The 19,204-nt window shown below is 44.6% G+C and carries 23 protein-coding genes, 1 pseudogene and 1 other annotated feature; of the genes and pseudogenes, 21 read left to right on the top strand and 3 right to left on the bottom strand.

The genetic code is table 11. The features are described 5' to 3' along the window. Positions 1-407: 407 nt before the first annotated feature. The 16 genes from FS666_RS05775 to FS666_RS05700 all read left to right on the top strand — a co-directional run bounded on the left by FS666_RS05775 (position 408) and on the right by FS666_RS05700 (position 12,706). Positions 408-1,442, top strand: coding sequence for a hypothetical protein (locus FS666_RS05775; RefSeq protein WP_144461368.1), 1,035 nt, complete (start codon positions 408-410; stop codon positions 1,440-1,442). A 180-nt stretch (positions 1,443-1,622) separates the two neighbouring features. Next, positions 1,623-2,195: a Maf family protein gene (locus FS666_RS05770; protein ID WP_144461369.1), complete on the top strand. Its 573-nt coding sequence runs from the start codon at positions 1,623-1,625 to the stop codon at positions 2,193-2,195. Between the two features lie 14 nt (positions 2,196-2,209). Continuing rightward, entirely contained in the window at positions 2,210-2,902 is a 693-nt protein-coding gene (gene radC / locus FS666_RS05765; protein WP_120072714.1) for a RadC family protein, read from the top strand. Between the two features lie 146 nt (positions 2,903-3,048). Next, positions 3,049-4,059, top strand: a complete 1,011-nt coding sequence (locus tag FS666_RS05760; RefSeq protein ID WP_144461370.1) for a rod shape-determining protein — start codon at positions 3,049-3,051, stop codon at positions 4,057-4,059. A 100-nt stretch (positions 4,060-4,159) separates the two neighbouring features. Further along, entirely contained in the window at positions 4,160-5,029 is an 870-nt protein-coding gene (gene mreC, locus FS666_RS05755) for a rod shape-determining protein MreC (protein ID WP_120072718.1), read from the top strand. Beyond that, a complete protein-coding gene (gene mreD, locus FS666_RS05750; protein WP_144461386.1) occupies positions 5,029-5,547 on the top strand; it encodes a rod shape-determining protein MreD in 519 nt (172 codons plus the stop codon). Before mreC ends, mreD begins: the two co-directional genes overlap by 1 nt. A 158-nt stretch (positions 5,548-5,705) precedes the next feature. Further along, a complete protein-coding gene (minC, locus tag FS666_RS05745; RefSeq protein WP_120072722.1) occupies positions 5,706-6,389 on the top strand; it encodes a septum site-determining protein MinC in 684 nt (227 codons plus the stop codon). Next, complete coding sequence (gene minD, locus FS666_RS05740) at positions 6,382-7,188, top strand: septum site-determining protein MinD (protein WP_144461371.1); 807 nt, start codon at positions 6,382-6,384, stop codon at positions 7,186-7,188. Before minC ends, minD begins: the two co-directional genes overlap by 8 nt. 278 nt (positions 7,189-7,466) lie before the next feature. Next, a complete protein-coding gene (locus FS666_RS05735) occupies positions 7,467-8,228 on the top strand; it encodes a M23 family metallopeptidase (protein ID WP_244943854.1) in 762 nt (253 codons plus the stop codon). After that, positions 8,221-9,075, top strand: a complete 855-nt coding sequence (locus tag FS666_RS05730; protein ID WP_144461373.1) for a M50 family metallopeptidase — start codon at positions 8,221-8,223, stop codon at positions 9,073-9,075. Before FS666_RS05735 ends, FS666_RS05730 begins: the two co-directional genes overlap by 8 nt. 104 nt (positions 9,076-9,179) lie before the next feature. Continuing rightward, positions 9,180-9,259, top strand: a sequence feature (ribosomal protein L21 leader region). 13 nt (positions 9,260-9,272) lie between these two features. Further along, positions 9,273-9,581 (top strand): 50S ribosomal protein L21, encoded by a 309-nt coding sequence (gene rplU / locus FS666_RS05725; RefSeq protein WP_120072730.1) that lies wholly within the window; start codon positions 9,273-9,275, stop codon positions 9,579-9,581. Between the two features lie 12 nt (positions 9,582-9,593). Next, entirely contained in the window at positions 9,594-9,932 is a 339-nt protein-coding gene (locus tag FS666_RS05720) for a ribosomal-processing cysteine protease Prp (protein WP_144461374.1), read from the top strand. 6 nt (positions 9,933-9,938) lie between these two features. Beyond that, positions 9,939-10,229 carry a 50S ribosomal protein L27 gene (gene rpmA / locus FS666_RS05715; protein WP_018708263.1) on the top strand — a complete coding sequence of 97 codons (291 nt, stop codon included), beginning with the start codon at positions 9,939-9,941 and terminating at the stop codon, positions 10,227-10,229. A 135-nt stretch (positions 10,230-10,364) separates the two neighbouring features. After that, entirely contained in the window at positions 10,365-10,901 is a 537-nt protein-coding gene (locus FS666_RS05710) for a Spo0B C-terminal domain-containing protein (RefSeq protein ID WP_144461375.1), read from the top strand. Positions 10,902-10,931: 30 nt separating this feature from the next. Then, entirely contained in the window at positions 10,932-12,224 is a 1,293-nt protein-coding gene (gene obgE, locus FS666_RS05705) for a GTPase ObgE (RefSeq protein WP_144461376.1), read from the top strand. 26 nt (positions 12,225-12,250) lie between these two features. Continuing rightward, positions 12,251-12,706, top strand: a complete 456-nt coding sequence (locus FS666_RS05700) for a transcriptional regulator ThrR (RefSeq protein ID WP_120072738.1) — start codon at positions 12,251-12,253, stop codon at positions 12,704-12,706. An 85-nt stretch (positions 12,707-12,791) separates the two neighbouring features. On the opposite strand, the gene FS666_RS19695 is transcribed toward FS666_RS05700, so the two are convergent. Together FS666_RS19695 and FS666_RS05695 are read right to left on the bottom strand one after the other, a co-directional pair. Next, entirely contained in the window at positions 12,792-12,932 is a 141-nt protein-coding gene (locus tag FS666_RS19695) for a hypothetical protein (protein WP_164876334.1), read from the bottom strand. Between the two features lie 161 nt (positions 12,933-13,093). Then, complete coding sequence (locus FS666_RS05695) at positions 13,094-13,639, bottom strand: transcription repressor NadR (RefSeq protein ID WP_120072740.1); 546 nt, start codon at positions 13,637-13,639, stop codon at positions 13,094-13,096. 159 nt (positions 13,640-13,798) lie between these two features. Here FS666_RS05695 and safA point away from each other — a divergent pair. The 5 genes and pseudogenes from safA to FS666_RS05670 all read left to right on the top strand — a co-directional run. Further along, a pseudogene (gene safA, locus FS666_RS20715) lies at positions 13,799-13,952 on the top strand (SafA/ExsA family spore coat assembly protein); the annotation flags it as partial. Positions 13,953-14,789: 837 nt separating this feature from the next. Continuing rightward, entirely contained in the window at positions 14,790-15,785 is a 996-nt protein-coding gene (locus tag FS666_RS05685; protein ID WP_120072754.1) for a phosphotransferase, read from the top strand. A gap of 84 nt (positions 15,786-15,869) precedes the next feature. Then, positions 15,870-16,586, top strand: coding sequence for a YebC/PmpR family DNA-binding transcriptional regulator (locus tag FS666_RS05680; protein WP_144461378.1), 717 nt, complete (start codon positions 15,870-15,872; stop codon positions 16,584-16,586). 120 nt (positions 16,587-16,706) lie between these two features. Continuing rightward, positions 16,707-17,237 (top strand): BofC C-terminal domain-containing protein, encoded by a 531-nt coding sequence (locus FS666_RS05675; RefSeq protein WP_144461379.1) that lies wholly within the window; start codon positions 16,707-16,709, stop codon positions 17,235-17,237. 118 nt (positions 17,238-17,355) lie between these two features. Next, complete coding sequence (locus FS666_RS05670; protein ID WP_144461380.1) at positions 17,356-18,111, top strand: exodeoxyribonuclease III; 756 nt, start codon at positions 17,356-17,358, stop codon at positions 18,109-18,111. Positions 18,112-18,133: 22 nt separating this feature from the next. On the opposite strand, the gene FS666_RS05665 is transcribed toward FS666_RS05670, so the two are convergent. Continuing rightward, positions 18,134-19,042, bottom strand: a complete 909-nt coding sequence (locus FS666_RS05665) for a DMT family transporter (protein ID WP_144461381.1) — start codon at positions 19,040-19,042, stop codon at positions 18,134-18,136. Between the last annotated feature and the right edge of the window lie 162 nt (positions 19,043-19,204).

Genomic DNA, 19,204 nt, shown 5'->3' with positions numbered 1-19,204 from the left:
CAATAACACTTTCACGACAACTCCAATTTTTCTATTCATATACTTATCTTGAATAGGATGTTATATAGTAGTTATTGAAGCTTATTTGAAAGGGTTCAATAAACTATGGCATTCATCATTTTTATTTATAAGGATGTTCAATGAAAAAGCAGATTTTCACTAGCCAGCATGCAAAGGCTGTAAGAATATAAAAGTTTTACAAGAAATTGCAGGACGCCATTTCGCGATAGTCTTTCAATGTAAAATCACACATTGTGGTGAAATTCTAAATATATTTTCATATTACGAATAACCAAAGGAGAAATTGGCGAAATCCTTTAAGGGCGAGACGACAAAAGTCTTGTCCTTTTTTTATTTTGGCGTGCTAGCATTATGAACAAATCTGAAAGAGCGGGAGGATTAATGATATGGCACGTAAAAAAAGGCAGGCCAAAAAAGATATGAAAATTAAAATCAATGGCAAAGAGCAGCCATTAAACGAGGAAGTCGTCATCAAGGACTGGAGCAAAGCCAAAAAGGAAACTGCAGCCGCCGAAGAGAGGCTTGAAAATGATGAATTTGAGTGGGTTTTACCGGAAAAAAACATTCCGGAAGTTCCGGAGTTCCAGCCCGTACAAAGTATCCCAGAACCCAAAGACCAGGAGAGTAGTCCGAAAATCAACATACCGAAGTATTTTAAAAAAAAGTTTTCGCCTAACAAAACCGGATTTTTAATATCGAGTATATTGGCAGTGGCGATTGGCCTGGGATTCGGCTTGTTTGTATTGAAGCTTACGGTAAATCCGGAAAACGGCACTACATTGACGGATGCGGCGCCGGCTGTCGCACCTAACAGCGGCAAAGAACAGGGAGCGGCTTTGATGGCAACTATGCCGGGATTATCTGCAGCCGTCATCCAGGGTGGTGTTTTTTCTACTGAAGAGGCTGCGGAAAACTTCTCCGGGCAATTCACAAGCAAGGGTTTGCCGACTATTTCACTGAATGTAGACGAACAACAGTTTTTATTCATCGGAATTTCAGAAGATCTGGCATCGGCAAAAACTTTGGCGGATGATTATAAAGCCCAGGGAATAGATGTGTATGCAAAGGAATTTATTATTCCCGAAAATCAGATAAAAGTTGAAACAAAAACAGAGGCTGAATGGATGAAGGAAGCACCGAAACTTTTCGCAGTCCTTGCTAAAGAGACGGCCGATGCCCGCTTCAGCGGCCAAATAAATGAACAGGCATTGCAGGATACAGAAAAAACAATCAAAAATTATGAAGAGAAAAATATCCAACAAAAAGTTGCGGTTGACTTAAGAAACCAATTGGAAGATACCATCAAGCAGCTCGGTGCTTATTCCGCCTCCCAAAACCGGGAAAGCCTGGCAAAAGCGCAGCAGTCCCTGTTGACGTTTTTAAAAGTATATTATGATGCATCCAAGGGGTCCTCTGTTTAAAGCTAACGGGTCTCTTTTGAAGTGCAACAATCAAAAAAGCATAGTAATTCACACAAGAAAAAGCAGGGCAACCCATATAGGGATTTGCCCTGCTCTTTATCTGGGCAGTTGTTTATTTGCGGCTGATTTGATACGATGGAGTTGTATCTCCCATTTGATCAGAAAGGCAGGATTTGTTACATGCCCAACCTCGTTTTGGCTTCTTCATCACCCCGTCGGAAAGAGCTTCTGGAAAAGTTATCCATCCCTTTTACCATCTATTCACCAAATGCAGATGAATCAGTCGACAAGAATCTAACACCAAGTGAAATTGTTTCCATATTGGCCCAAAGAAAAGCCAAGAAAGCTGCAGATCAATATCCGGATTCGTATGTCATCGGATCTGACACTGTTGTGGCCCACAAAGAGAAAGTGCTTGGGAAGCCGGCTGACAGGGAATCTGCCAGGAAAATGCTTTTGGGTTTGTCAGGCTGTACCCATTCCGTCTATACAGGGGTTTCCGTCGTTTATGGAGAGTCTGTCAGAACCTTTTATGAAAAGACCGATGTGACGTTTTGGGAATTATCCAACGAAGAAATTGAATGGTATCTGGATAGCGGAGAACCTTTTGATAAAGCAGGAGGATACGGCATCCAGGGACAGGGCGGCCTGCTGGTAAAATCTATACACGGTGATTATTATTCGGTTGTCGGGCTTCCGATCGGCCGTCTCTGCCGGGTCTTGAAACACATGGGCTTTCCGCAATTATATTGAAAAGGGAGGAAGCAATGAGTAAATCAGATACATTGATGATAAGGGACTTTCCGGCTGAGGAAAGGCCAAGGGAAAGGCTTGTCAACCATGGGGCAGTCAGTCTTTCCAACCATGAGCTCCTTGCCATATTGCTCAGGACAGGAACGAGATCCGAATCCGCACTACAATTGGCAAACAGGCTGCTGACACAATTTGGCGGCTTGTTATGGCTGAAGGAAGCGGCTTTGGAAGAGGTCATGAGTTTAAAAGGCATCGGAAAGGCCAAAGCCGTTCAAATAGCCGCTGCCGTTGAGCTTGGCAGGCGGATCAGCAATCTATCATATGATGACCGCTATATTATCCGAAGTCCCGAAGACGGGGCCAATTATGTCATGAACGATATGAGATTTTTAACACAGGAGCACTTCGTATGCCTCTACCTGAGTACAAAGAATCAGGTCCTCCACAGGCAAACCATTTTTATCGGGAGCTTGAACGCTTCCATAGTCCATCCACGTGAAGTTTTCAAGGAAGCCTTTCGCAGGTCTGCTGCATCCATCATTTGCTTACACAATCATCCATCCGGAGATCCATCACCATCCAGGGAAGATATTGAAGTGACAAAAAGACTTGTCGAATGCGGAAAAATCATGGGAATCGAAATCCTCGACCATTTGATCATCGGCGATAATAAATATGTCAGCATGAAAGAAAAAGGATTGATGTGACACTATGATTTTTAGGGGCGATAAGATATAATAAGTCTTGTGATTTTTGTCGAGTAAACACGGATATTACCAATATTTCCAGGCTTATTTCTTTTTAAAGCGTTAAAAATAGAAATGCAATGGGGTTAGAAAGGGAGATACATATCATGTTTGGATTCGGTACAAAAGATTTAGGAATTGACCTGGGTACAGCCAATACCCTTGTATTTGTAAAAGGAAAAGGGATCGTTTTACGTGAACCATCTGTAGTGGCCATCAACACGGATACAAAGAAAATCGTTGCGGTCGGCAATGATGCCAAAAATATGATCGGGCGTACACCCGGTAATATTGTTGCCATGCGCCCAATGAGGGACGGAGTCATCGCGGATTACGAAACAACCGCTACCATGATGAAGTATTTCATTAAACAAGCCGTCAAAGCGAAAGGCTCATTCAGCGGAAAGCCTTACGTGATGGTCTGTGTGCCTTCCGGAATCACTGCCGTTGAGCAAAGGGCGGTCCTGGATGCTACAAGGGAAGCGGGAGCGCGCGATGCTTATCCTATTGAAGAGCCGTTTGCCGCGGCCATCGGGGCGAACCTTCCAGTTTGGGAACCAACAGGCAGCATGGTTGTGGATATCGGAGGCGGAACAACAGAAGTGGCTGTCATTTCCCTTGGAGGCATTGTCGCAAGCAACTCCATCCGTATTGCCGGGGACAACTTTGACGAATCTATCGTCAACTACATCCGCAAAACCTACAATCTGCTGATCGGGGAAAGAACGGCAGAAACGATCAAGGTGGAGATCGGCTCTGCCGGTGAAACCGATGGAATCGAAAATATGGAAATACGGGGACGCGACTTGTTAACAGGGCTTCCAAAAACGATTGAAATCACCGCTGAAGAAATTTCTGCTGCATTGCATGACACCGTCTATTCCATTATTGACGCTGTGAAAAATACACTTGAAAACACTCCTCCTGAACTGGCAGCTGACATTATGGACAGAGGGATCGTGTTGGCAGGCGGTGGTGCATTGCTCCGAAACCTGGATAATGTAATCAGTGATGAGACCAAAATGCCTGTACTTATTGCTGAAGAACCGCTTGATTGTGTTGCAATCGGTACAGGAAAAGCGCTTGACCACATCGATATGTTCAAAGACCGGGCTTAGTAATCGGATTGTAAAAAGCAAGAGGCCGCTTGCCAAGCGGTGCTCTGCTTTTCCATGTTGCCGGAAGCCGGCAGGCAATTAGAAGTTAGAGGTGGATATGATGCCGAATTTCTTTCTTAACAAGCGTCTCATCATCTTGCTGATCGGAATCATTATTCTCGTTTCACTAATTGGTTTTTCCTTAAGGGAGAGAGAAAATATTTCCCGTCCTGAACAGTTTGTGAAGGATATTGTAGGTTTTGGCCAATCACTTGCAGCGAAGCCAGCCCATAAATTTGCTGCGTTCTTCGAGAATATTGATGATTTGCAAAATACATATACAGAGAATAAAAAATTAAAGGCCCGCTTAGAGGGACTTGCAAAGCTTGAAAAAGAAATAGCGGATTTGAAAAAAGATAATAATGAGCTTAGGGAAACTTTAGAAAAAAAAGAAGATTTAAGACAATTCACTCCTATTCAGGGAACAGTCATCGGAAGGGCGCCTGACCGCTGGTACGAGCAGATCATTATCGACAAAGGGAAAAAGAGCGGAATTAAGCCTGATATGGCTGTGATCACAGCAAAAGGTTTAATAGGGAAAGTAGTCAGTACGTCAGAAATGACATCAACCATTGAATTGCTAAGTTCCGATAATGCGAGATATCGTGTGGCAGCTGAAATTCAAATTAAAGGGAAAAAATCCGTTTACGGATTGATTGACGGCTATGATAAAGAGAAGAAAATGCTCCTTATGAAGGATTTGCCCATTGATGAGGCGAAATTGAAACCCGGCCAAAGTGTAGTTACATCCGGTTTGGGAGGGATTTTTCCCAAAGGGCTTGATATAGGTAAGGTCGAAGAGCTTACCCTTGATCAGTTTGGCCTAACCCAGACAGCCTATGTGAAGCCGTCGGCCGATTTCTATGATTTCGAGCATGTGATGGTGGCAGCCCGTTCAATGCCGAGTGCGGAAGATAAGGGTGAGGAATGATGAAACGGTTTATTCTTCCTCTTATCACTGTCTTTTGTTTTTACGGAGAAAGCCTATTCGTTGAATTTCTTCCGTCATTTTCATTCTTGGATAACCGGATCATGGTTCCCCGCTTTCTTTTAGTCGTTCTGGTAATGATGGGAATCTACTATTTCCGGAATGTGACCTTGATTTATGCTGCAATCTTCGGCTTGTTATTCGATATATATTATACGGGCGTAATCGGGGTTTATTTGTTTCTTTTTCCCATCGCTGTTTATGCGGCTTCCAAAATGATGAAAGTGTTGCAAATCAATGTACTGGCATTAGGGTTGGCCGTCCTGGTCATCGTCGCTTTGACAGAGGCCCTTGTATACGGCCTGAATATACTTTTATTCGATGTCAAAATGACAGCGGGTCAATTTTTATATAACCGCCTGATACCGACTTTGATTTTGAACCTTATTTTCTATTTAATCATTTTCTTTCCTCTTTCCAGATGGCTGCAAAACAGAAAGAAAGAACTGCTTTCAGAATAGTACAGCAGGCATGTAAAAAATTTTCCAAAAGAGGAAAATTGATGCCGTTTGTCGAAAATAGAGAAAATGAAGCTTTCTTTTTGCACTGTTAAAGTGATGTTTGTCTTTGAAAGGAGAAATAGGGCATTCCTCTGCGATCTGTATGGTGCCCGCTTGACATGAAAACACAAAACGTGATGATAAAAGGCACGAAAAGCGGCCTTTCGCTCCAATTGAATGATCGATGCTCATATGATGAGATTTTATCAGAGCTGGAGGAAAAACTCTCTGAATTGCAAGGTTCAGAGGAAAGTCAGCTTATTTCGGTCCGGGTCCTGACAGGTTACCGCTATTTGACGGCCGGGCAGGAGGAAGAGTTGAAAGAGCTGATCCGCCAAAAGAAAAATCTGATCGTCGAAGAAATAGAAAGTGATGTCATCACAAAAGAAGATGCCCGGAAGATGGCAGAAAGCCAAGAGGTGACGTCTGTTGCCGCGATTATAAGATCCGGCCAGGTTTTGGAGGTTGCGGGCGACTTGCTGCTTGTGGGGGATGTTAATCCCGGCGGAACTGTAAGAGCCGGGGGAAATATTTTTATCATGGGGGCGTTAAAGGGAATTGCACACGCCGGTTATTTTGGGCGAAATGAGGCCGTCATCGTCGCTTCCTTCATGACCCCTTCACAGCTACGGATCTCTGATTGCATCAGCCGTGCCCCTGATCATTATGACCAGGAGGAGCACCATCAAATGGAATGTGCCTATATTGATAACAACGATCAGATAATCATTGACAGGCTTCAAGTGCTAAAAACTCTAAGGCCGAATATTACTAGATTCAAAGGGGGACATTATTATGGGTGAGGCGATCGTCATAACTTCCGGCAAGGGAGGGGTCGGAAAAACTACCACCTCCGCAAATCTCGGTACAGCGCTTGCCTTGCAGGGCAAAAAAGTCTGTTTGATAGATACGGATATCGGACTCCGCAATTTGGATGTAGTACTGGGCCTGGAAAATCGGATCATTTACGATCTCGTCGATGTAGTGGAAGAAAGATGCAAGCCTCATCAAGCGATCGTCAAGGATAAAAGATTTGAAGATAAACTTTTTCTCCTCCCGGCGGCTCAGACTAGCGATAAAACAGCTGTAAGCCCGGAGCAGATGAAAAATCTTGTTTCCGATCTGAAACAAGATTACGATTATGTATTAATTGATTGCCCAGCAGGTATTGAGCAGGGATTTAAAAATGCGGTGGCGGGCGCCGATAAAGCAATAGTCGTGACAACACCGGAAATATCCGCTGTAAGGGATGCCGACAGAATTATCGGCCTTCTTGAAAAAGAAGAACACATCGAGCCGCCTAAATTGATCATCAACAGAATCAGGAGCAGGATGATGAAAGAAGGGGAAGTGCTGGACGTAGATGAAATTACCCAGCATTTGTCCATCGATTTATTGGGGATTGTCCAGGATGATGAAGAAGTCATAAAATCTTCCAACCAAGGCGAGCCGATCGCCCTTAATCCGAACAGCAAAGCATCCATAGCCTATCGGAACATAGGCAGAAGAATACTGGGTGAATCCGTACCGCTTCAATCATTGGATGAGGAAAAAACGGGAATGTTTGCACGGATCAAACAGTTTTTCGGTGTGCGGTCGTAACGCGTCGGAGTTCTTCAAAAAACATTCACGGAACCTTAACGCAGCAGGCATGCGAAGCTTGCTCTTGCGGGCGTTGAAGCAGTGATTATTCTGATACATTTACATAGATTTTTTTGAAAAGGAAGTTTTTGACGGGATACTGCAAAAACTTCCTTTTATATTTTTGCTTGCTGCGTGCCTTGAAACAAATCCGGCTCAGCACCATCCGCTTTCTACGTCATATTCATCACGGACAAGTCATACGTTAGTAGAAACTTAGTCAAGGGAGCTGGTGGATAATGAGCCATCGGGCCAACAAAATAAGAAAGCGGATTGCCAAAAGAAGGCGGGCAAGCGGCAGGATAATGGAAAAGCCCAATGAATACATGTATGATGTTCCTGATTATTTTTCGGATGATGACCGGAATATTTATGAACCGAAAACAACCCTGCACCCTTTATGGCGTAAAGAAATATTTATGTTAAAGCTGCTCTCGTCCATTGCACTCATTTTGATTGTTGGCATACTTTTTCAATCATCTTCTCCCGCATTTGACGATGCACGTTCCATCGTCAAGAAAGCGATGGGAAAGGAGTTTCAATTCGCTGCAGTTGCAAATTGGTATGAAAATCAATTCGGCAAACCGCTCGTCCTTTTTCCAAATGAAAGAAAGGACGAGGGCATCCAGCTTGGTCAAGAAGGTGATTACGCTTTGCCTGTAGGAGCGAAGATATCGGAAGGCTTCTCACATGATGGAAGAGGGGTCATGTTTCAGACTGAAAGTGCAGCCGAAGTGAAAGCGGCTGCGGACGGCGTGGTCATTTTTTCAGGTAAAAAAGAGGATATCGGCCAAACGGTCATCATCCAGCATAGCGATCATACCGAGTCCTGGTATGGAAAGATGGGCCAAGCTGAGGTAAAGCCGCATGAGCATGTCAAGGGAGGGCAAGTGATTGGAACAGTATCCCCTAATGAAGATGAAAATTATGGTGAATACTATTTTGCGATTAAAAAAGAGGATGAATTTGTCGATCCGATTCAGGTGATGAATCTTGATTAAATATGGGCGGCTTCTGGGTAAAGTCAGGATCCATCCTCTTTTTTGGGTTGTAGCAGGCATTGCGATTTTGACAGGTTATTTTTGGGAGCTCTCCATATTATTTTTGATTGTTTTTATACATGAGCTTGGACATGCAGCGGCGGCACGGTTTTTCTCCTGGAAAATCAAGTGGATTTTGATACTTCCCTTCGGAGGTACATGTGAGGTCGATGAACACGGCAACCGTCCGATTATTGAAGAGCTGATCATCGTGGCAGCAGGGCCGCTTCAGCATATTTGGCTCGCGGCCGGCGCTTTCCTATTGGAAACGGCCGGATTGATTACAATGGAGTCTGCGCTCCTGTTCCATAAATTCAATTTGATGATTTTTTTATTTAATCTGCTGCCGGTTTGGCCGCTGGATGGCGGCAAATTCCTTTATCTACTTTTATCGGCAAGGACCCCTTTTTTGCATGCAATGAAAAAGACACTGATCAGCTCGGTGATTATGTTAACTGCCATTCACCTTATTATGATCATAATCGCGCCGTTCAATCTGCATTTATGGATTATTGTGCTTTTTTTATACTTGAGTCTCTGGCTGGAATGGAAGCAGGTCAGGTATGCATTCATGAGGTTTTTGCTTGAAAGGTATTACGGCAAGCAATCGGGCATTAAGAGGCTTGAAGTCATTGAAGCGAGAGGGACTGATTTCATCTATCAGGCGATGGAAAAATTCCAGCGCGACTGCAAGCATTTGATCCATGTGGACAGCATCCGCTCAATGGACGAAAATGAAATGCTGCACGTTTACTTTGCAAAAAAACAGGTGAACGCCCGCTTGAAAGAAATTGTTTCAAATGATTGAAAGGGGCCTGCCCCCCGGCACGCTAAAGTGCTTAAGGGGCATTTAAAAGCAGTCGTTGACTTGCAGAAGCGTCTGTGATAGAATTGCAATGTTAGTTTGTAGCACCTGTGCTACAACCGCACGGATCGGGTTCAAGTTCTGTCTTTCGGATAGACACCTGTTTTCGGCGAGTCTTAGTCAATAAGGAGGTGCGGCATATGTACGCAATCATTGAAACTGGCGGAAAGCAAGTCAAAGTTGAAGAAGGCCAAGCTATCTATGTGGAAAAGGTAGATGCGGCTGAAGGTGATACATTCACATTTGATAAAGTTCTTTTCGTTGGCGGCGACAACGTTAAAGTGGGAAGCCCATTCGTTGAAGGAGCTACCGTAACAGCCAAGGTTGAAGAACAAGGACGTCAAAAGAAACTTGTTGTTTTCAAATACAAGGCTAAAAAGAACTATCGCAGAAAGCAAGGGCATCGTCAGCCTTTCACAAAGCTTGTTATTGAAAAAATTAACGCTTAATGGGTTGAGAGCATGATTTTTGTTGAGATTTGCCAAGACGACAAGGGGAAGATCACTTCTTTTACGATGAGCGGTCACGCAGAATTCGCGGAAAAAGGCCAGGACATTGTTTGTGCCGGGGCCTCGGCCGTAGCTTTCGGATCGATCAATGCAGTCATCAGCCTGACAGGAATTACACCAGACATTGAACAGACAGAAAGCGGTTTTCTTTCCTGTACGATTCCGGGGGATTTGCCGGTGGATACATCTGAACGGGTTCAGCTCCTCCTTGAAGCCATGGCCATATCTTTGCAAACGATAGAACGTGATTACAAAGAATACATCAACATTACTTTTAAAAACAGGGGGTGAATCAACATGTTAAGATTGGATCTTCAATTTTTCGCATCCAAAAAAGGAGCAGGTTCCACTAAAAACGGCAGGGATTCTGAAGCGAAGCGTCTAGGTGCGAAACGTGCGGACGGCCAATTTGTATCCGGCGGTTCCATCCTTTACCGCCAACGCGGAACAAAGGTTCATCCTGGTGAGAACGTGGGCATCGGTAAAGACGATACGCTATTTGCAAAAGTTGACGGCGTTGTCCGTTTCGAACGGTTCGGCCGCAGCAAGAAAAAAGTGAGTGTCTACCCAGAAGCTCAAGAAGCATAATAAACATAAAGCTCTAACCGAAATTCCGGTTGGAGCTTTTTTGTTCAGAATACATAAAAGCAGCATCCTGCTCCATACAGTAGTGGTAATTTTGTTATAATATATAGTTAATAAGTCTAACTGAGGAGAAAAGGGATGAGTAAAAACTGGACGATTCTTGAAACGTTAAAATATACTCGCCATGACTGGTTAAACAGACTGCAGCTCATAAAAGGAAATATTTCATTGGGGAAAACGGAGCAAGCGGAACGGATCATGGATGAAATTGTAATGGAAATGCAGCAGGAGGCGATGCTCTCCAATATCGAACTCCCCCGGTTCGCCGAAAAATTATTAACACATAATTGGAATGAATATCATTTCAAGGTTGAGTATGAACTTGTCACATTGCCCAAAAAAATACGCCTGAATGATGACCTGCTTACAGAATGGACCGGCAGCTTTTTTGAACAGCTGAATAAGGCTGTTTTGCCCTTCTATGAAAATTGCTTATTTATAAAAATTGAACCAACAGACGAAATGGTACGGTTTCTTTTTGAGTTCAACGGTATAATAGAAAATGAAACGGAACTGAAAAGTTGGCTGCAGAGCCATGATCAATATCCTGATCAGGTCACTTTTGACCAAGTAGGGGAAAACGATTGGCTGATCCAGGCGTTATTTTTCAAGTGAACGGTTAGTTGGCAGATTGGAGTGTCAGAAATGTTTGTTGATCGAGTAAAAGTTTATGTCAAAGGCGGCGATGGCGGAAACGGCATGGTAGCGTTCAGGCGTGAAAAATATGAGCCAATGGGCGGTCCGGCGGGTGGAGACGGCGGAAAAGGCGCCAGCGTCATTTTCATGGTGGATGAAGGCCTGCGAACGTTGATGGATTTCCGCTACCAGCGTCATTTCAAGGCGCAGCGCGGTGAAAACGGCATGTCCAAGGGCCAGCATGGAAAAGGTGCTGATGACCTGATCATCAAGGTGCCGCCGGGAACGGTCGTAACAGATGAACAGACCGGTGAAGTCATCGCCGATTTGGTTCAAAATGGACAGAAAGCTGTCATTGCGAAAGGCGGACGGGGCGGCAGGGGGAATATCCGCTTTGCCACACCTGCAAATCCGGCACCGGAATTAGCCGAAAATGGCGAGCCAGGCCAAGAGAGGAATATTGTCCTTGAGTTGAAGCTCCTGGCGGATGTAGGGCTTGTAGGATTTCCAAACGTCGGAAAATCAACCCTTCTTTCTGTCGTCTCTGCGGCGAAGCCGAAAATTGCGGACTATCATTTTACAACAATCAAGCCTAACCTTGGCGTTGTCCAGACGGACGATGACAGAAGTTTTGTTATCGCGGATTTGCCGGGATTGATTGAAGGTGCGCATGAAGGTGTTGGCCTGGGACATCAATTCCTCCGGCATGTGGAAAGGACAAGGGTCATTGTTCATGTCATCGACATGTCAGCGGCTGAAGGCCGCGACCCGTATGAAGATTTTATGACAATTAATGAAGAGCTGAAAGAATACAATCTTCGCCTGATGGAGAGGCCTCAAATCATTGTGGCCAATAAAATGGATATGCCGGAAGCAGAAGGCAATCTCGAGAAATTCAAGGCGAAACTTCAGCAGGATTATCCCATTTATCCCATCTCGGCATTGACAAGACAGGGATTGAGGGAATTGTTGTTTGCCATAGCAGATAAGCTGGAAGAGACACCGGAATTCCCGCTTTATGAAGAGAGTGATATAGAAAAAGCAGTGAACCGTGTGGTTTACAAGCACGAAGAGGCGGAAGTTCCATTTACCATCACACGTGATCCGGATGGAAGCTTCGTAGTCGGCGGGGCGAAGGTGGAACGCTTGTTTAAAATGACAGACTTTTCGCGGGAAGAGTCCGTACGCCGATTTGCACGCCAGCTCAGATCACTTGGAGTAGACGACGCCCTTAGGGAAAGAGGGGCAAAAGACGGTGACACAGTACGATTGCTAGATTTTGAATTTGAGTTTGTCGATTAGGTCTTCTTTGCTTGGAGGGGAGTGCCTTGGGGAAAAGAGAATTTGACCATAAGTTTTTTTTGGTGAGAGAAGATGTGCTGCCGGAAGCAATGAAAAAAACTTTGGAGGCAAAGGCATTGCTTGAAAAAGGTTCGGCGGAATCCATTTGGGATGCGGTACAGCAAGTCGACTTGAGCCGAAGCGCATTTTATAAATATAAAGATACGGTTTTTCCATTCCATACGGTTGTAAAGGAAAAAATCATTTCGCTGTTTTTCTTCCTTGAAGACAAGCCGGGAGCGCTCTCCAAGCTTCTTGGAATCGTAGCGTCCTCCAAATGCAACGTGCTGACCATCCACCAGACAATCCCATTGCAAGGCAGGGCCAATGTCACCTTGTCATTGGATATTACTGAAATGAATGTGGATATGGATGAACTGCTTGCGAAATTCCGCAGACTGGAATTTGTTGCTAAAGTGGAAGTCCTTAGTTCTGGAGGGTAAATAGAAAAGCGTAAGCGCCTGCCCATCGACGTACAGACTGGAGCGGCTCCGACGAGATAAAGGAAACACAACGACGAAGGCAGGCTCAAGCAGCGACGTCCTGTCGCTTCGCCTGTACTAGCACATCCTGTACGTCGCTGGACAATGAGAAAAGCGAAGGCCGCCTGTTCATCGGCGACAAGCGCTGGCCGCCTCCAAGCGCCACATCCTGTGGCGTCGGTGGCACTAGGACTTCCTGTCCGTCGGAGGTCCAGGCAGTGAAGTCGTTTTTCAGACTTCATTGGCTGGACTGAAGCGACCTTGAGCTGATGGCGGCCGGAGCTGGACAGTAGAAAAGCGAAAAACCAATAAAAAGCGGGACACCTCTTCAGGAGGCGATCCCGCTTTTTAATTTTCCTCTGCCAAAATGCCGGCTTCATGAAGGGCTTTTTCCGCATTCAATATCATTTGTTCATCGGGTGCAGTTAAAGTATGCAAATGCAAACCTGAAGTCAATTCCAACAGAAGGGAAGCATTCGTTTTACGGATACTTTTCAAAAAAGCTTGGACATCCTTTCTGTTCGAAACCATGATAGAAGCGGTCAAATCCCCGTACACGGGATGCTCCACAGTAACATCCTTAACCGTCACCCCATGGTCAACGATGATATTCAGCTCTTGTTCCGCCTGGCTCCGGTCATGCCGGCAGGCAATGATTCTTTCTGCGAGCCCTTGGTTTCCGATCCGCATATATAAATACCCCTGGCTTGTGGCAATAATCGGCTCGTTCCGTGCTTTCAATAAAGTGATGTCTCCCACAATCACCTGGCGGCTCACATTGGACTTCTCAGCCAAGGCTGTGCCAGTGACAGGACCGGAGCTGTTTTTTAAGTAGTTCAGGATCCATTCCCTTCTGTCTTCTCCCAGCAGCTTCTTTTCTTTTTCTTTATTCATGCGCCTGTGTCCTCCGTTCAAATTCTTTATTAAATAGTAGCATATTTGTTCTCCTGCATAAATAAACTTCCACTTTCATATGTATTTTTGAGAAGATGAATAACAATTTGCCCAATAAATCATACACTATATGGACTCATGCCTGAGGAGGGGAAACAAGTGAAAATCCACATCGTGCAGAAGGGGGATACTCTGTGGAAAATCGCCAAAAAGTATGGCGTTGATTTCGAAGAGCTAAAAAAGATGAACGCGCAATTGTCAAACCCGGATATGATCATGCCCGGTATGAAAATAAAAGTTCCGGCCAGTGGGACACATGTAAAAAAACAAAAGCCCCATGTGCCGCACGGAGGTCATAAAGAAATGCCAAAAGAGCACCATCATCATCCCCCAAAAGTTCACAAGGAAGTGAAAAAAGAAGTCATAAAAAAAGAAGTGCCGCAAAAAATCTACCAGCCGGTCATGCCGCAGCCGCTCCCTGAAATTGATATAAGCAACTACTATATGATGAATATGAATCAAATGCAAGCACAGGTGCAGCAGCAAAAAGAAGTGGAAGTAAAAGAGGAAGTCCCTGAAATGGAAGTAATGCCCATGCCCATGCCCATGCCTATACAAGGAGGTTGTCCGCCGATGTATCCACAATATTGCTGTCCGCCGCCGGTGATGCCAGTTTGCGATCCATGCTATCCTTATCCCATGATGCCCCAGGTGCAGGGGATGATGGGATATCCGCAGATGCCAATGGGCGGGTATATGCCCCAAATGCCGATGTATAGCCAAATGCCAGCAGTCATGCCGGCTGCAGAATATGGGGTAATGCCACAGCACTGGGGAGATGAATCGTCCAGTTCATCATCAATGGAGTACCACCACCATCACCATGGGCACCATCATCATGGACACCACCACCATGGACACCATCATCCCCATATGGCAGAGGAAATAGATGATCCGCCGCCATATACCGGGATGCCTATGCAGGGGTGGTCCCAGCCTTATGGAGGATACCCGATGGCGCCGGCTTATCCGCAAGGGCAGCAAATGGGAATGCCATACGGAACCTATGGCCAGCAGCCTCTTTACGAACAGCCTATGGGAGAAGGTGCCCCTTACCCTATGATGCCAAGGGCTGACGAAGAAGAAGAAGATGACTAAAATATTTAATCAAAGGAGAGACGGACTCAATTCCCGTCTCCTTCTTTATGTCAAAAGAAGAACTGGAATTAATTTCGAAAAAATTTCCATGATCAAAAAAGGGGTTTGGATTGCATCATCCGCAAAAGAAAGCTGGATCATCAAAGAATTCCCTAACCCCGGCAAATTGAATCAACAAATTTTATTGATAAAGACATTATGGGAGCACGGATTCAACAATACCTATAAATTTCACCGCATTCATGAGGAGGGGCCATGTTATTTTGAAGGCAGGTGTCTCGGGATTTTACAGTATATTGAACCTTTCAACGATCAGCCGTTTTATTATGACAGCGCCGGTAACCGCAAAGACGCCCTGGCACTTTTATGCCGATATCATTCCATTTCCTCAAAATGTGTACCCAGGCTGAAAGATAAATTGATTACATTCAATTTATTGGATAAATGGGAGAAAAGACTTGAAAGATTTAAAAGAAACTCTGATTTTTTCAAAGAATTGTCCGTATATCCCTATTTGGAAAAATATACTTTGTTAGGTGAGGGTGCCCTTCAGATTATGCAGGCCCATAAAGACTATTTCTCCATGGAACCGCACTGTATATTGCATGGGGACCTGGCCCATCATAATTTTATTCGGAAAGCCGACGGCAGCCTTTGTATGATTGATTTTGATCTTGCGAGCATCGGCCCCAAACAGATTGACATCCTCCAATATTGCAACCGTATATTGCCTGAAATCAGCTGGTCGCCGCCTCGGCTGTTTTCCGAAGGGGATGCCATCAGCCAATATAAAAAAGACATTCCTTTCCTGGCTGCACTTTTATATCCGGCTGATATTTTTAGAGAGTGGAATTATTTCATCAGTTATGATAAAAAGAGGCAGAAAAAACAATGGAAGCACCTGAAGGATATAACATTCCGGCAATTCGAAAAAAGAATGGGATTCTCTAAATGGATCGTTGATCAAATTGAAGGCGGTCCGCCTTAAACACTTGGAATTTTTCTCATTTGCTAACCCGCTCCTTTTCAATATATGATATGATAGAAGCGCTTGTAAGAGGGAGGATTTCAAATGGCTGGACATTCCAAGTGGAAAAACATTCAAAACAGGAAAAATGCCCAAGATGCAAAGCGGGGTAAAGTATTCCAAAAACTTGCCAAAGAAATTTATGTAGCTGCAAAAAGCGGCGGAGGAGATCCGGACACGAACCCTGGGCTTCGTCTTGTAATTGAAAAAGCAAAGTCGGCAAACATGCCTAACGATAACATTAAAAGGGCTATTGATAAAGCAGCCGGCAATCAGGACGCGGAACATTATGAAGAAATTATATATGAAGGGTACGGCCCCGGCGGTGCAGCCGTCATGGTATCGTGCCTGACCGATAATAAAAACCGGACTGCTTCCAACGTCCGCCATGCTTTTACGAAAAATGGGGGAAACCTTGGTGAATCCGGCTGCGTTTCCTATCTGTTCGACCGGAAAGGCTATCTCGCGATCGAAAGAAGCGGCTTTGATGCCGATGAAGATGAATTGCTGCTTCAGGCCATTGAAGCCGGTGCAGAAGATATGGAAACAAGTGAGGAAGTTTTTGAAATTTATACGGAGCCGGAAAATTTCATGGCTGTAAAAGAAAGCCTCGAAAATGAGGGATTTGAATTTGCGACAGCGGAAGTTACAATGGTGCCGCAAACAGACGCTGAGTTAGACGAAGAACAACAGGAGAAGTTGGAAAAACTCATCGATATGCTCGAAGACGACGATGACGTCCAGGACGTCTACCATAACTAAAAAAGCTTTTCCAAAAGATGTGAAATCTTTTGGAAAAGCTTTTTTTAATGGATATTCATGTAAAAGAAAGGCCACACTAAAACCATGTTTAGAATCTATAGGCTGTAGAGGTGATCTCAGATGAGAGCCGCATTAGTGTTCATTCTTTTACTCGGCTTACTTGTCGGCAAGGCTGTTCAAGAACACGATCAAGTACAGGCAATGCAATTATCGAATGAGGCCCCTGCTGTTGCTGAACAGCCCCTGGAACTGACTGTCCATTTGAAAAGGGTTTACTTGGATGGCGAGGAAAGTGAAGAGGTTGTAAAAGAATTGGTATTTGCATTGGAAGACTTTTGGGCGAAGTATGAGTCGTGGCAGCTGGTCGACATGGATGAAGACCGCCTTATTTTTAAAAAGAAGGTCGATGATATTTCACCTTTATTAAAAATGAATGGTTATTTCGGTATTACGAATGACGGGACATTGTCCATTTTTAACGGAAAGCCCGAAGAATCGGATGTCATCCAGTCATTTTTTCAAATTGATGTAAAGAAGCTTGAGAGCAGCCAGCATATGAGGTTAATGCAGGGGATTCCGGTCAAATCAAAAGAGGAATACGCCAAGGTTGTCGAGAGCATGAAAAAATATTCCATCAAAAAAGCGAAATAATATAAAAGGCCGGGAACCTGTCGGAATCCCGGCCTTCCCTGATTCACGCGCTTGTTTGCCGGTAAAAAGAATGGCACAATAGGGGATAGAATAATAGACAAAGGGAGAAAGTCACCGGATGAAAATTGTATCATGGAACGTGAATGGCCTTAGGGCATGCGTACGCAAGGGGTTCCTGGATTACTTCAACCAAGTGAATGCAGATATTTTTTGCATACAGGAAACGAAGCTCCAAGAAGGCCAAATAGATTTGGAGCTGGAAGGATACCACCAATATTGGAATTATGCGGTCAAGAAAGGCTACTCCGGAACGGCAGTTTTTACAAAATATGAACCGCTGTCCGTCATGTATGGCGTTGGGGATTCTGATTGTGAAGAAGAAGGCCGGATTATTACGCTGGAATTTGACCAGTTTTATTTGGTGAATGTATATACGCCAAATGCCCAAAGGGATCTGGCGCGTTTAGGCTATCGTCTGGAATGGGAAGACCGCATGCTTTCATATTTGAAAGAATTGGACCGGAAAAAGCCTATTATTTTATGCGGGGACCTGAATGTGGCCCATCAAGATATCGATTTGAAAAATTACAAGTCAAACAGGGGCAATTCGGGGTTTACGGACGAGGAGCGGGGAAAGTTTTCCGCGCTGCTGGAAAATGGTTTTGTTGATGCTTACCGCCATTTTTACCCGGACAGGGAAGGGGCCTACACTTGGTGGTCCTACATGAACAAAGTGAGGGAAAGGAATATCGGCTGGCGGATCGATTATTTTATAGTATCTGAAAGGTTCAAGGGCGGGCTGAAAGATGCACATATTCATTGTGATGTAATGGGAAGCGACCATTGTCCGGTTGCTTTGGAGATCGATCTATAGGGGGCAGGCCCTCTTTATTGTATTAAAGAGGGCCTGGCCCCATGTGTTTTTTGATGTATCTCTTTTTGCCGATAAAATTGACTATAAACACGCTGGAGATGGCAATTGCGCCGCCGATCAGCGACAGTGAGCTCGGCCATTCGCTTAGCCAGAACCAGGCAATCATAATGGCGAGGACCGGCTCAAGGTACAGCATGCTTGAAAGCGTCGTTGTATTGCCGGCTGAAAGTGCAATGGCCCATGTGGCGTAAGCGATGGCAGCCGGGAAAATTCCGACGTATAGAGCGGAAATATGGGCAACGGTAGACGCTCCCTGGATGTTTTCCCATAATCCCGGTAAGAAAATAAGCAACGGCAGGGTCCCTGCCCAAGTAAAATAGGCCGTCAAATCAATCGGATTATATCGTTCCAATAAAGGTTTTTGAAAGACAAAAAAGATGGAAGTGCCAATAGTGGCGATTAAAATGTAAATGGTTCCTTTTGAAATGGTAAATGATGCACCCGATGATCCGATGGTGATTAACACGATTCCAATAAAGCCAATGCCCATACCAATCCAGCCCAGCAGGTCCATCCTCTCTTTGAGGACAATCATAGCTATAATGGAAGTGAATACGGGAGCAGAGCCGACAATCATGCTGGCCGTTCCGGCGGAAACTGTCTGTACCCCGAACGTAAGCCCAATTTGGTAAACACTGATTCCCATCAATCCGAGAAATATGATCCTGGCAATGTCTTTTTTTCGAGGAATACGCATATGTACCCCGGGCCATAAGGCATATAAGAGAAAAACTCCGGAGGCAATTAAAAACCTGAGAAGAACAAGGTGAGCAGCGGTGTAACCTCCAAGCAGGCTGGCCCGAACCCCTGCAAACCCCGATGACCATATGATGATGGTGATGACAGCCATCCAAAATGCTTTTTTATTCATACATATTCCCCCAATGGCAAAATCCAGTATAAAAGCATAATTATAACTTGAACGATCATATTGATTTTACCATTGACCGAAAAAAAAGGAATATAGTTTATAAAAGCATAATTATAACTTGAACGATCATATTGATTTTACCATTGACCGAAAAAAAAGGAA

The sequence above is a fragment of the Siminovitchia fortis genome (genome assembly GCF_007681465.1).
GTDB lineage: Bacteria > Bacillota > Bacilli > Bacillales > Bacillaceae_C > Siminovitchia > Siminovitchia fortis.
This window is presented reverse-complemented; position numbering and strand designations above follow the sequence as displayed.